This window comes from Gymnodinialimonas phycosphaerae, assembly GCF_019195455.1.
In the GTDB taxonomy this organism is placed as follows: domain Bacteria; phylum Pseudomonadota; class Alphaproteobacteria; order Rhodobacterales; family Rhodobacteraceae; genus Gymnodinialimonas; species Gymnodinialimonas phycosphaerae.
Genome location: NZ_JAIMBW010000001.1, coordinates 3,727,674 through 3,740,606, shown reverse-complemented (window position 1 = coordinate 3,740,606; position 12,933 = coordinate 3,727,674). Strand labels below are relative to the sequence as shown.

Sequence of the window (12,933 nt, the reverse complement as noted above, 5' to 3'; positions counted from 1 at the left end):
GGAAGGCAGAAAGCGGGTTTCAAGCCCTTGGCGATCAGGGCCGAATAAACCGCGCGCCAATGTCAGATCGCGCGTCGCCACCCCGGTTCAGCAGCGACAGGCCGCCGCCCGTCGCCCGCACCGCACCGCCTTGGTACTGCGCCATAAGCGTGGACAGGTGGTCATCCAAGGTCACCGCAAGCGAGACATCATCATCACCCGATTGTGCGCTGGCCGAGATCACCGCAACCACCTCGGCGCGCCCCTGATTGACCCGCAGCACCGGCGAGCCCGAGGCCCCCGACACCACTTCACAGCTAAGCGATCGAACCGAATCCTGCCTTTCCAGGATTTCGCACCCCTCTTCGATGGAGGCGTAGTCTTCCCGGTCGCGCCCGTAGGACACAACCGTTACCCGCCCCTCGCGCCACGCTGTCTGCGCCACCGAGATGGGCGTGATGGACGCCATCGAGATCGGCATCGCCAACTCCAGCAGGGCGACATCGCGACCGATCATCTCGAAATCAGGGCCCGCTTCCGGCCGATAGTCTGGTAGGATCATGATCCGGCGGACACCGCGGATCGCTTCCGCACGACCGTTGCGCAGCCCCGCCAGAAACGTCAAATCAGCCGGCTCGAAGGCGCGGGATGTGGCGGGGTGATACACGCAATGGGCCGCGGTCAGAACAAGATTCTCACGAATAAGCGTGGCCGAACAAAAAGAAACGCCCGAATCCAGGCGCCCAACGGCGCGCCAGACCTGCGCCTCGGTGCCGGGGGTCAATGCCCGAAGGTTGCCGTGCCCTTCCGAAAGCTGCACCTGTGGCAGGCCCTGCGCCTGCACCGCGCCGGGACCGCCAAGTGCGACCCCCAGAAAACAAAGAATTCCCGCGACAAACGCCCGCTTCATGGATGACCCTCCTGACATGGTGCCACGGAGGTACCTGGGAAGCAGGGCAAGAATATGACCATGGGCCGCCAACACCCGCCCCGCAGGCGCGGAGGCGGGCGGGGTGGCTGGGTGGGACGCCCGCCTGCGCGCCTGCCCCTCCTTGGCCCCTAACGCAGCATCGGCACCAAGGGCTCGTCCCGGTCGCGGTCCAGTGCCGCCGGACGCGGACCACCCGTCGCCCAATCCAGCAACTCCACCGTGTGGACAATCGGCACATCCGTGCCGCCGCCGATCTGCATCATGCAGCCGATGTTCCCGGCCGAGATGATGTCGGGTCGCGTGGCTTCCAACGTCTGCACCTTGCGCTCTTTCAACTGCCCCGAAATCTCAGGCTGCATCAGGTTGTAGGTCCCCGCCGACCCGCAACACAGGTGGCTATCGGCAGGCTCCAACACCTTGAACCCGGCGCGCTTCAACAGGTCCTTGGGATAGGTCTTGATCTGCTGCCCATGCTGGAGCGAACAGGCCGCGTGATACGCCACGTGCACCCCCTCACCGTTTTTCTGCACCACGTCCTCGGGCATCAGGTCGATCAGCACTTCGCTGATGTCCTTGGCCAATCCCGCCACGACTGCCGCGTCCTCCGCCAGCGCCGCATCCTCTCGGAACATATGGCCATAGTCCTTCACCGTCGTGCCGCAGCCCGAGGTGTTGATCACGATCGCGTCCAACCCCTCGCCGCGCATTTCCTTGGCCCAGGCGCGAATATTCTTCGCCGCCGTCCCGTGGCTTTCCTCGGTCTTGCCCATGTGGTGCGTCAACGCCCCACAACACCCTGCGCCCTCGGCGACGACAACCTCGGCGCCAAGCCGCGTCAGGACCCGGATCGTCGCATCGTTGATATCCGTGTTCAGCGCCTTTTGGGCACAGCCCGTCATCAGCGCCACACGCATCTTCTTGTCCTTGGCCGGAAACGTCTGCGGATCGTCATTGCGACTGACCGGAGGGATATAATCCGGTGCCATCTCCAGCATCGCCCGCAGACGCGCGTCGGGCATCAGGCGCGCGAAGGGACGCCCGATCTTGGCCCCCAGAAGCGCCAGCCGGAACCGCGTGGGATACGGCAGGATCTGCGCCAGGGTCCACCGCAAGACACGCTCGAACCTCGGGCGTTTGTAAGTCTGCTCGATATACTCGCGCGCGTGATCGACCAGGTGCATGTAGTGCACCCCCGAGGGGCAGGTCGTCATGCACGCCAGACATGACAGGCAACGGTCGATGTGCTTCACTGTCTTCTCGTCGGCAGGCCGGTTGTTCTCCAGCATATCCTTGATCAGGTAGATTCGCCCGCGCGGGCTATCCAACTCGTCCCCCAGAACCTGGTAGGTTGGGCAAGTTGCGGTGCAGAACCCACAATGGACGCAAGACCGCAGAATCTCGTTGGAGCGCGCGGTGGCTGGGTCTTTCAACTGCTCTGGCGTGAAGGTGGTTTGCATGTCAGGCAGCTCCCATCAGGCCGGGGTTCAGAATGGCGCGGGGGTCGAACTTTGCCCGCAACCCCTTTGCCAACAGGGCAACGCCGGGCGTTTCCGGCTGGAAAGGGATGACGCGTGACAGGACGGCATCAGGCGCCTTGAACAGCGTGGCATGACCACCGCCATGGGCCGTGACGCCCGTTTGGATCGCTTCGTGCATCTCCACGATCTGCGCATCATCTATCCCGGTGCCCATCCGCAGCCATGCAAGGCCACCCGCCCAATCGTATTGCACGTCCAAGCCGCCCCCCAGCGCAGGCATCAGCCCAGACATCAGGTCTGACGGCTTCATCGACACACGCCACACGGCGCTTGTGCCATCGGCGAAATCCGTCACATCGCGCAGGCGCCGCCACAGGGCCGCGGATTGCGCAGGATCGGATATCACCTCGATCTCACCCAATTTACCCAAAAGCGCGCGCAGCTTCTCGGTGCGGTATTGCACCGAGACCTCCAGCCCCTCCAGGCGCAGGAACACCCCTTCACCAGGGATCGCCGCCGCGCCAGAAACCTCGAACGGCGACATCATCGCCTGAGTCATCACCTCCAGCGCGTCCGCGTCACGCACGACGACTGTTGCACCGTCCAGCTTCGGCAGCACCTTCAGCGCCACCTCAGACATCACACCCAAGGTGCCGTAGGACCCGGCCATCAGCTTCACCAGGTCGTAGCCCGTGACGTTCTTCATCACCCGGCCCCCATTCTTCAACACGTCGCCGCGCCCATCCACGAACCGCACACCCAAAAGGGAATCCCGGCAGGCGCCCGCCTGCAAACGCCGCGGGCCAGAGGCATTTGCCGCCACCACGCCGCCAATGGTCGACGCGCCGTCGCGTCCCAGAAGCGCCCGCATATCCGTGGGCTCGAAGGCCAGCATCTGTCCCTCAGCCGACAAGGCGGCCTCGATATCATCCAAAGGCGTGCCCGCCTTCGCAACCAACGTCAAAGCACCGGGGTCGTACATTTCGATCCCGACAAGCTCGGACAGCGACAGGACTTCCCCTGCACGTGCCGCGCCGATGGAACGCGTCCCGCCGCCCACCACCCGCAACGCACCCGAGGCACCGGCCACCGCATCGCTCAATTCAGCCTCATTGGCAGGGCTCAACATCTTGCCCGCTCCTTCATCTTGCAAGTACAACTCTCGGGGGGTCTGGGGGGATGAAATCCCCCCAGCGCGGTCGACGCCGTCAGGCGGCGAAATCCCGCTCGCGCCGGGTGCGCGATGTCTCCAACGGGAACACCTTGGCAGGGTTCAGTAGCCATGTGGGGTCGAACACATCCTTCACCCACATCTGCGCTTCCATGTCCGCCGGCGTGAACTGTGCCCCCATCAGGTCACGCTTCTCGACGCCCACGCCGTGCTCTCCGGTCAGGCAACCGCCGACCTCAACGCAGAGCGTCAGGATATCGGCGCCGCATTGCTCGCACAGTTCCAGATCACCGGGCTTGTTGGCATCGAACATGATTAGCGGATGCATGTTGCCATCGCCCGCGTGGAACACGTTACCGACCTTCAACCCGTATTTGTCGCCGATGTCCTTGATGCCCTTGAGCACGCGGGGCAGTTCGCCCACCGGGATCGTCCCGTCAAGGCACATGTAATCGGCCACCTGACCGACCGCGCCGAACGCGCTCTTGCGGCCAAGCCAGATCCGCGCAGCCTCTTCCGCCGTCTCCGCCTCGCGCAGTTCCACCGGGTTGTGAGACCGCGCGATCTGCTTGATCAGCCCAAGCTGCGCGTCGATTTCAGCGGACGAGCCTTCGACCTCCACAATCAGCACCGCCTCACAGTCGGGGTAGCCCGCCTTGGCATAGTTCTCGGCGATCTCAAGGATCGGACGGTCCATGAACTCGATCGCCACGGGCAAAACACCCGCCTTGATGATGTCGGACACACATGCGCCCGCCACTTCGTTGCTGTCGAAACCGATCAGAACGGGTCGCGCGCCTTCGGGCTTGCGCAAGATGCGCAGGGTGGCTTCGGTCACGACGCCCAACTGGCCTTCGCTGCCGCAGATCAGACCCAGAAGGTCATAACCGCCGCTATCAAGGTACGCGCCGCCGATCTTCAGGATCTCGCCCTCCATCGTCACCATGGTGACACCCAGAAGGTTGTTGGTCGTTACACCGTACTTCAGGCAATGGGCCCCGCCCGAGTTCATCGCGATATTGCCCGCGATGGCACAGGCCAACTGAGATGACGGGTCGGGCGCATAGAAGAAATCCTCGGATTCCACGGCGCCGGTAACGCTTAGGTTGGTGCGGCCGGACTGCACCCGGATGATCCGGTTCTCATAGTCCGTCTCCAGCACCTGGTTCAGCCGCGCCACGCCCAGGATCACGGAGTCCGCCGTCGGCAGCGCGCCGCCGGCCAGCGACGTCCCCGACCCCCGAGGGACAACCGGCACCCCTTCCTGATGGCAGATCTTCAGCACCGCCGCGACCTCTGCCGTCGTCGCCGGAAGGACAACCGCAAGGGGCGGGCACTTATAGGCGGTCAGGGCGTCGCATTCGTAGGCCTTGGTCTGCGTCGCGTCATCAATCACCGCCGTCTTGGGAAGCACGCTTGCCAACCGTTCCACGATCCGCGCTTTCCGGTTCAAGATCCCGGCGTCAGGTGTTGGCATTTCCATCGACGTATCCTCCCTTGCGGCGGGCAAATCCCACTAATTGGTAAAATAATATAACCAATATGGAAATTAGGCAATTGTTTTTGCCGCGGCGCAATGTGGCATCTTGCGGCGCTACGCGATCCTGACCAGAAGGTGTCCCATGGAATGGGTCAAAGTCTTACATCTGTTGTGTGTTTTCGGGTGGATGACCGGTATCTTCGCCACCCCCCGCGCGATCATTTTCTGGAAGCGAGAGTGGGAGGCCCAAGGCACCTTCGGTCCCACAGGTGATCTGACGATCCGCATCTACCGCTTCTCGCTCGGGCTTGGCGTGATCGCGATTCTCTCGGGATTGTATCTGGCCTACCTCTGGGGCTGGCCCACGTGGTCGTTGGTGAAAATCTGTGTCGTGCTGTTGTTGGCGGCGCATTATGGCTGGACCGGGCGGCTGGTGCTCAGGGCCCGCAAAGGCATTTTCACCGAGAGCGACCGCTGGCTACGCGTCTTCAACGAGATCAGCGTCTTTGGTGCCATCGGCGTGCTGATCCTTGTGGTTTACAAGCCGTTCTGACCCCTCACGCAATCGTGGATAGCACCTCGCACGGGGGCACGTATTGTGGCGGCATGAAACGTTACATCATCCCATTGCTGCTTGTCGCCTCTCCTGCGCTCTCAGACCCCGCCCAAGTCGTGGGCATCGAGGCCACTCCCGGCGCCACCGGCTGGCGCTTCGACGTCACGATCGCCCATGGCGACACCGGGTGGGATGACTACGCCGACGGATGGCGGGTCGAACTGGCCGATGGGACTGTGATCGGCGACCGCCCCCTGGCACATCCCCATGTTCAGGAGCAACCGTTCACCCGCTCGACCTCCGGCATCTCGATCCCCGAGGGCACACCACGGGTCTTCATCCGCGCACGCACCAAGGTTGAGGGATGGGCCGAGGATACGACCGTTTTCGCCCTGCCCGACACCTAGCCTGACGTCCCATGGATACGCGGGTTTGGGGGAGCGCGAGGGGGTTTCCCCCTCGCCACCGTCGCGCGTGCCGAAGGCACGGCGAAACCTCTACTGACGGCCTTCGCGCAGCCAGCCCGCCAGCATCAGCCCCGCCGCCAGAAGCAGGAAGACCCAGGCCTGAATGAACGGCGTCACTGTCACATCTGTCGTGATGTAAGCCTCTCGCGTCGTCAGCCCCAGCCACCCGCGCCCATGCGCAGTGCGCCCTTCAGAGACGCGTCGCAGATCAGGCAAACCGTCTTCCAGCCGCACAGAGCGCCCGCCTTCGGCCTCCAGTAGCGGATCAATCTGCTCCGCCCCCGCAATCGTCACTTCGAATTCGCGCGGCGCGGCGGGCCCCAGCGCGATGACACGCTCCAGATCACCTTCCACCAAGCGGTAGAGGCCCTGTTCCTCGCCCTCGATCTCGGCAGTGAATGCGCCCGGCGCGGTCTCCTCCAGCAGCACTTCCAACTGTTCGCCATCGGGTGTCGTGACGATCACGCTGCCCACTTCATCGGCCAATGTCCGGCGGGTGATCGTGATGGTCTGACCATCGACTTCAGCTACCAGCGCCTCTTCCTCTAGATCCGGCTCACCCATCATCCAGTGGGCCAAGCGACGCAGCAGTTCCAACTGCGGCCCCCCGCCTTCATAGCCACGGTCCCATAACCACGCATGATCCGAGGCCAGCAGCGCCACGCGCCCCTGCCCCACGCGATCCAGCATCAACAAGGGCGCGCCGTCGACGCCCTCCATCACGGTCTGCCCGCCCTGCTCGGTCAACTCGATCTGGCGCAGCCAGCGGCCCCAAGGGTCCTCACTGCCGGGAAGCGGCGTATGCTCGCCTTCCAGCCCCGTCGTCACCGGGTGGCGCGCGCCCAAGGTGCTGATCATTGGCACGTAAGGCTCTTCGATTACCCGCGCCGTGGGCCGGCCCGGCAGGATGTCCGCCAAGGGTGTGCGATAGAGGGACGAGGCGCCTGCGAAATCAGGGCCAGCCGCCAGCAAAAGGGCGCCGCCGTCTTCCACGTACCGGCGAATGTTGTCGATATAGACCATCGGCAGGATACCCCGCCGTTGGTAGCGGTCGAAGATGATCAGATCGAAGTCGTCCACCCGCTCCATGAACAGCTCCCGCGTCGGGAATGCGATCAGGGACAATTCAGACACGGGCACGCCGTCCTGGCGGTCGGGCGGCCGAAGAATGGTGAAATGCACCAGATCGACAGAGGGGTCGGACTTCAAAAGGTTCCGCCATGTCCGCTGGCCGGGGTGCGGCTCCCCGGATACCAGCAGCACGCGCAGGCGGTCGCGGATGCCATTGATCTGGACCACGGCGGCGTTGTTGCGCGTGGTCAGTTCGCCGTCGGCCTCGGGTACGGTGAACTGGATCACGTTCTGGCCCGCGTGCTCCAATGTCAGGGGCAACTCCAGGCTTTCACCCACGGGAACCACATAGGTCTGGGGCGCGCCCCCATCGACGGCAATCACGATCTGCGAGCGGCCTTCCAGCCCCGCAGGCACCGCGCCTTGATCTTCAAGGCGGATCGTCAGCAAAAGCTCTTCCCCGATGATCCCGAAGGCGGGCGCCGTTTCCACCACAAGGCGGCGGTCCCAGTCCATCTCACGCCCGGTGATCAGCGCATGGATCGGCACGGGCATGTCGGGCACCAGTTCTGGATCATGGAGCCGTCCGTCGGTGATCACCAAGGCCCCGGCGATGCGCGCGCGCGGCTCTTCCGCCATCAGGCGTTGCAACTCGGACATCAACAGTGTGCCCGAGTTATCATCTGCGTCGCCCACGCGGGCAATCCGCGTTTCCATCCCCAGTGCTTCGACCTCGGCCTCCAGCGCGGCCAACGCCTCTGCCGTTTGGTCGGGGCGATCCGAGATCCGCTGGCTGGCGCTTTCATCAACGACAAGCAAGACGATGTCCGACAGGGGTTCCCGGTCTTCGGTTTGCAGGGACGGGTTGATCAGCGCCGCCAAAAGCGCGGCCCCCGCCAAAAGGCGATAGGGCCAGCCCGAAAGGCCACGCCAGATCGACAGCGCGATGATCAAGACCAACGCCGCGCCAAGCCCATAGATCACGGGCCACGCCAGATGCGGGTCAAAAAGGATTTGGCTGGCCATGTTCATTGCCCCAACCGATCAAGCAAGGCAGGCACATGGACCTGGTCGGATTTGTAGTTTCCGCTGAGGACATGCATCACCAGATTGACCCCGAACCGCAGCGCGATCTCGCGCTGGCGCTCTCCGGTTTGGCCACGGCCCACGGGATAGAGGGGCCGCCCCCGTTCATCCTGCGCCCATGCCGCCGCCCAATCATTGCCACCGATCAGAACCGGCGTGACACCGTCGTTGAGGTTGCGAAACGGCATGCCTTCGATCTGTTCCGCGTCTGGCGGCGCGGCCTCGACCCAGACATCGCGCGACATGTGGCGGCCGGGGAAGTCTTGCAGCAGGTAGAAGGTGCGCGTCAGAACGTGATCCTCGGGGATCGGCTCCAGCGGCGGAATGTCGAGCGGCGCTGCGATCACCTGAAGGCGGCGGCCTTCGGGTGTGCCCGAACCAAAACCGCCCACATGGGCGTCACGGGTGTCAAACACGATCATGCCGCCCCCGCGCAGATAATCGTTCAAGCGGCGGTAGGCATTGGCCGAGGGGATCTCTTGGCCCGGCGTGATCGGCCAATAGATCATCGGGAAGAACGCCAGTTCATCCAGTTCCAGATCCACACCGATGGGCGGTGCGGGTTCCACTGACGTCCGCTGAAAAAGCGTGTTCGACAAGCCCTGAAGCCCCGCGCGAGAGGTCTCGTCCACTTCTGCGTCACCGGTCAGCACATAGGCCAGCGTGGCCTCTGACGTGGCCAGAAGCGCCAGTTCCTCCGCCGGGGTCATCTGTGCGTCAACGGGAGCTGAGACGACAAGAACCGCCGCAAGAACGGCGGCGCTGCGCGCCAGCCCGCCCAGGCGTCCCGCCAGCCAAAGCGCCGCGATGGCGTCGATCAACAACAGCACCAAGGCACCTGTCAGGAAACTTGCCATCAGATACGTGGGCAGCGTCACCGACATCCCCTCGACCGGCACATCAGCGGGCCATTCCGCCGCCACAAGCCCGGCGTCCTGCGCCATGACATTGCGCGCCAAGCGGCGATCTTCGCCCGAATAGAGCCCCGGCAAAACCTCTGCCGACAAGGGCGCAGAGGCCAGCACCTCGCCCGCCACGCCGGGCCGCGTGCCCGCGTCGCGCAACACGCCGAAGCCGTCCAAGACCTCTTCCGGTGTCCAGATCGTCCCCTCCAGATCCTCAGCGTCGGGTGCCACGGGGCGCGTGGAAATCGCCAAGCGCTCCAACATCTGCACGAACAGCCCCGACAGGGGCAGCGTCGACCATTCCGCATTCGCCGTGACGTGGAACAGGATGACAGAGCCCTGGCCCAGATTGGACCGTGTCACCAAGGGCGTTCCGTCCGACAGCGAGGCAATCGTGCGCTCACTCAAACTCGGGTCAGGCTGCGCCACGACCTGGCTTGAGACCTGCACATCGCCCGGCACCGCTAGCCCGAAAAAAGGAGAGCCTTCCTCGAACGGACGAAGGTCTTTCGGCTCACCCCACGACATTGCGCCGCCCACGGTGCGGCCACCGACGCGCAAGCGCACAGGCATCAGCGGCCCGGCTTCATCGCGCGCGAGGTCCGAGGCCGCCATGCGCGGCCCGGCAAAACGCACCAGCAGGCCGCCGTTTTCCACCCAAGCGATCAAGCCGGACTCTTCCTCGGGCGAGAGGGTCGCGATATCGGCCAGCATGATCACATCTGGGCTGGCCACAAGGATATCGCTCAACGTGCCCTCCATCAGGTCTGCGGTCGGCTCCAACGCCTGGCGCAGGTAATGCAGCGGCGACAAAAGCGCCTGCTGCTCATCATCCGCGCCCGCCGCGATCAGCGCGACCTGACGACGTTGCAGGGCATCATCCGTCAGGGCGATTGCGCCCGCGTGACGTTCACCGGACACCTCGAACCGGGTGATACGGTTGCGCAGTTCCGGTGGCAGGTCGAATTCGACCTGGGCTACCGTCTCTCCGGCATCAAAGGTCGCAGACCCGCGGGCAAGATCGCGGGGCAGGCCAGCAGGGTCGAGGCCATGGGCCACGATCGTGACCTCGCGCGGGGTCTCTGCGCCAAGGCGCGAGACATCGCCGCGCACCATGCCGTCCTCAAACCGGGGCGGTGCCAGCGCGATCAACTCGCGGTCGCCCTGGAACACCGACAACGGGCCAAGTTCGGCCAGCGCGTCCGCCACATCCTCGCGATCGACGTAGGCGACACCGTCGGAAAACCAGAAAACCTCCGCCGGGCCTTCCAACGTGGCCGCCCACGCAGCGGCGGCGGTCATATCGGGGCCGTAAGGCGCAGGTTCCAGCGTCGGCACCCGCGGCGCCAAGGCGTTGGCCGCCTGAAACGACGGGGCACCCGGCGGCGGGTTCGTCAACTGCACAAGGGCCACTTCACGACCCGCCCTGGCGGCGTCGTCCAGCAACACGCCGACCCGGTCCAACCGCGCAGGCCAATCCCGTGCCGAGGCCCACGAGCCGTCCATCACGATCAACAAGGGCCCGTCGCCCGCTGCCCGTTGCTCTTGCGGGTTCAGCACGGGGCCCGCAAATCCGATGATTGCCGCCGCAATCGCGGCCATCCGCAACAGCAACAGCCACCAAGGCGTCTTGTCGGTCTGGCTTTCGTCGTCCGTCAGCCCCAGCAGAAGCGCGATCCCCGGAAACCGGCGCTTGATCGGGGCGGGTGGCACGGCGCGCAGCAGCCACCACAACAGCGGCAGCGCGATCAGCGCCAGCAGAAGAAGCGGCGAGGCAAATCCGACAGAGCTCAACATCAGCGACGCTCCAACGCTTGATAGAGCCACAGGAGCGTGGGTTCAGCGGGCGCATCGGTATGATGGACATGGAACCGCCACCCCGTGCGTCGGGTCATCTCCCGCAAGGCATCTTTGCGCGCGGCCAGGCGCGACAGGTACTCTTCGCGCAGGGACCGTGCCTTCAACGTCTCAAACCGGATCGTACCAGACATGCTTTCGAACAGGGTACGCCCGTCGAAGGGGAAAGCCTCTTCATCCGGGTCTAGGATCTGCACCAAGGCGCCTTCGACGCCGCGATCTGCCGCGCGGCCCAGAACAGTTTCGATCGCCGCCGGGTCCCCCAGGAAATCGCTGAAGAATACCGCACGCGCGCCCGCAGGCATGACCTGCGGCTTGGGGGCGCCGTATTCCGGGCGATCCACGCCATCCATCAGGGCCGTTGCCATGCGCAATAATTGCGCCTGCCCGCCGCGGGGCGGTTCCGCCAGATGCGTCAGGCCAACGCGTTCTCCGCCACGCACAGCAATGATTGCCAACGCCATCGCAAGCGTCTGCGCCCGGCGCAACTTGGAGGGACGCGATTTCGCGCCCGCATAGGTCATCGACGCCGCATCATCCACGCCGATCATCACCGATTGCGCGGCCTGCCATTCGGTTTGACGCAGGAAATGCCCGTCCGACCGCGCAGAACGCCGCCAGTCGATGGACCGATAGCTGTCCCCCTGTTCGGCCGGGCGATACTGCCAGAATTCATCCCCCGTCCCTGCCCGTTTACGGCCATGCACCCCAAGAAGAACCGTCGCGGCCAGATGCTGTGCATCGGCCATCAGCGGCGGAAGCGAGGCCGCAACGGCCTCGGACCTGGATCGCAGAGAGTCAGGCGAGTGGCGGGAAAGTTCGTTCAAGCCGCAGCCTCGATCCGGGTGACGCGGGCGGTGACCTCGTCGATCACCTGCTCCAGCTCTGCCCCTTCCGCGCGGGCCGAGAAGGACAGTGCCATTCGGTGACCCAGAACCGGACGGGCCAGCGCCGCGACATCCTCGACCGAGGGCGCAAGGCGCCCGTCCAGCAACGCGCGGGCGCGCGCGGTCAGCATCAAGGCCTGCGCTGCGCGGGGGCCGGGGCCCCAAGCGACGGTGCGCTTGACGATATCCGGCGCATCGGCCTCGTGCGGGCGGCAGGCGCGGACGAGATCAAGGATCACCTCGACAATCGCCTCGCCCACCGGCATCTGCCGCACCACATTCTGGGCGCGGATCAACTCTTGCGGGGTAAAGACCTCTTTCGCCGCGGCCTGGTCCATGCCGGTGGTGGCAATCAGAATCCCCCGCTCGGTGTCGCGGTCCGGGTAGGGCACGTCAATTTTCACAAGGAAGCGGTCCAACTGCGCTTCGGGAAGCGGATAGGTCCCCTCCTGCTCGATCGGGTTCTGGGTCGCCAGCACGTGGAACGGCGCGGGCAGCGGACGATGTTCCCCCGCGATCGTCACTTCCTTTTCCTGCATCGCCTGCAAAAGCGCCGATTGCGTCCGGGGCGAGGCGCGGTTGATCTCATCGGCCATCAAGAGCTGACAAAAAACCGGCCCCTCAAGGAACCGGAAATTGCGGCTGCCATCGTCCGCCGTCTCCAACACCTCTGATCCGAGGATATCCGCAGGCATCAGGTCCGGGGTGAACTGCACGCGGTTGGCCGACAGGCCCATGACCGTCGACAGCGTGTCCACCAACAGCGTCTTGCCCAGGCCCGGCAGACCCATAAGCAGCGCGTGACCGCCCGACAGCATCGCCGACAGCGCCAGCTCCACCACCTCTTCCTGCCCGATGATCCGCTGCGCGATCGAGGTCTTCGCCTCGCCCAGTTTCGCGCCGAGCGCTTCAATCTCAGCGACAAGGGATTCGGTGTCGGCCATGGCAATGCTCCACGTGAGTGTTAAATATAGCTACACAGGTAACAGACCTATTCCTCTGACCACAAATGGCAAAAGGGAATGAGGGACAAAAGATCGTGACCAGGGGGTCGCGACTTGTGAA

10 protein-coding genes are annotated in these 12,933 nt (G+C 64.6%); 2 read left to right on the top strand and 8 right to left on the bottom strand.

Features of this window, described 5'->3' with window-relative positions; translation table 11 throughout:
* Window positions 1–34: 34 nt before the first annotated feature.
* The 4 genes from KUL25_RS18705 to KUL25_RS18690 form a co-directional block, all read right to left on the bottom strand.
* Window positions 35–889: a trypsin-like serine peptidase gene (locus KUL25_RS18705; protein ID WP_257894279.1), complete on the bottom strand. Its 855-nt coding sequence runs from the start codon at window positions 887–889 to the stop codon at window positions 35–37.
* 149 nt (window positions 890–1,038) lie between these two features.
* A complete protein-coding gene (gene glcF, locus KUL25_RS18700) occupies window positions 1,039–2,367 on the bottom strand; it encodes a glycolate oxidase subunit GlcF (protein ID WP_257894278.1) in 1,329 nt (442 codons plus the stop codon).
* Window position 2,368: 1 nt separating this feature from the next.
* Window positions 2,369–3,514, bottom strand: a complete 1,146-nt coding sequence (locus KUL25_RS18695) for an FAD-binding protein (protein WP_257894899.1) — start codon at window positions 3,512–3,514, stop codon at window positions 2,369–2,371.
* Window positions 3,515–3,596: 82 nt separating this feature from the next.
* A complete protein-coding gene (locus KUL25_RS18690) occupies window positions 3,597–5,042 on the bottom strand; it encodes an FAD-linked oxidase C-terminal domain-containing protein (protein ID WP_257894277.1) in 1,446 nt (481 codons plus the stop codon).
* Between the two features lie 139 nt (window positions 5,043–5,181).
* Between KUL25_RS18690 and KUL25_RS18685 the strand changes: the two genes are divergently transcribed.
* Window positions 5,182–5,592, top strand: a complete 411-nt coding sequence (locus KUL25_RS18685) for a CopD family protein (RefSeq protein WP_068358345.1) — start codon at window positions 5,182–5,184, stop codon at window positions 5,590–5,592.
* Between the two features lie 53 nt (window positions 5,593–5,645).
* On the top strand, window positions 5,646–6,002 hold the full coding sequence (locus KUL25_RS18680) for a hypothetical protein (RefSeq protein ID WP_257894276.1): 357 nt from the start codon (window positions 5,646–5,648) through the stop codon (window positions 6,000–6,002).
* A gap of 90 nt (window positions 6,003–6,092) precedes the next feature.
* On the opposite strand, the gene KUL25_RS18675 is transcribed toward KUL25_RS18680, so the two are convergent.
* From KUL25_RS18675 to KUL25_RS18660, 4 genes are read right to left on the bottom strand one after another with little or no spacing between them, the layout of a single operon-like run.
* Window positions 6,093–8,159 carry a hypothetical protein gene (locus KUL25_RS18675; protein WP_257894275.1) on the bottom strand — a complete coding sequence of 689 codons (2,067 nt, stop codon included), beginning with the start codon at window positions 8,157–8,159 and terminating at the stop codon, window positions 6,093–6,095.
* A gap of 2 nt (window positions 8,160–8,161) precedes the next feature.
* The gene (locus KUL25_RS18670) at window positions 8,162–10,921 is read right to left on the bottom strand and encodes a DUF4159 domain-containing protein (protein ID WP_257894274.1); all 2,760 of its coding nucleotides are present in this window, start codon (window positions 10,919–10,921) and stop codon (window positions 8,162–8,164) included.
* Window positions 10,921–11,808: a DUF58 domain-containing protein gene (locus tag KUL25_RS18665; protein ID WP_257894273.1), complete on the bottom strand. Its 888-nt coding sequence runs from the start codon at window positions 11,806–11,808 to the stop codon at window positions 10,921–10,923. Before KUL25_RS18665 ends, KUL25_RS18670 begins: the two co-directional genes overlap by 1 nt.
* A complete protein-coding gene (locus KUL25_RS18660) occupies window positions 11,805–12,812 on the bottom strand; it encodes an AAA family ATPase (RefSeq protein WP_257894272.1) in 1,008 nt (335 codons plus the stop codon). The genes KUL25_RS18665 and KUL25_RS18660 overlap by 4 nt, the downstream gene beginning before the upstream one ends.
* Window positions 12,813–12,933: the final 121 nt, after the last annotated feature.

Excerpts from the sequence above, each read along its gene's own strand:
- KUL25_RS18705 (WP_257894279.1), bottom strand. The coding sequence starts at position 889 with ATGAAGCGGGCGTTTGTCGCGGGAATTCTTTGTTTTCTGGGGGTCGCA.
- glcF (WP_257894278.1), bottom strand. The coding sequence starts at position 2,367 with ATGCAAACCACCTTCACGCCAGAGCAGTTGAAAGACCCAGCCACCGCG.
- KUL25_RS18690 (WP_257894277.1), bottom strand. The coding sequence starts at position 5,042 with ATGGAAATGCCAACACCTGACGCCGGGATCTTGAACCGGAAAGCGCGG.
- KUL25_RS18685 (WP_068358345.1), top strand. The coding sequence starts at position 5,182 with ATGGAATGGGTCAAAGTCTTACATCTGTTGTGTGTTTTCGGGTGGATG.
- KUL25_RS18680 (WP_257894276.1), top strand. The coding sequence starts at position 5,646 with ATGAAACGTTACATCATCCCATTGCTGCTTGTCGCCTCTCCTGCGCTC.
- KUL25_RS18675 (WP_257894275.1), bottom strand. The coding sequence starts at position 8,159 with ATGGCCAGCCAAATCCTTTTTGACCCGCATCTGGCGTGGCCCGTGATC.
- KUL25_RS18670 (WP_257894274.1), bottom strand. The coding sequence starts at position 10,921 with ATGTTGAGCTCTGTCGGATTTGCCTCGCCGCTTCTTCTGCTGGCGCTG.
- KUL25_RS18660 (WP_257894272.1), bottom strand. The coding sequence starts at position 12,812 with ATGGCCGACACCGAATCCCTTGTCGCTGAGATTGAAGCGCTCGGCGCG.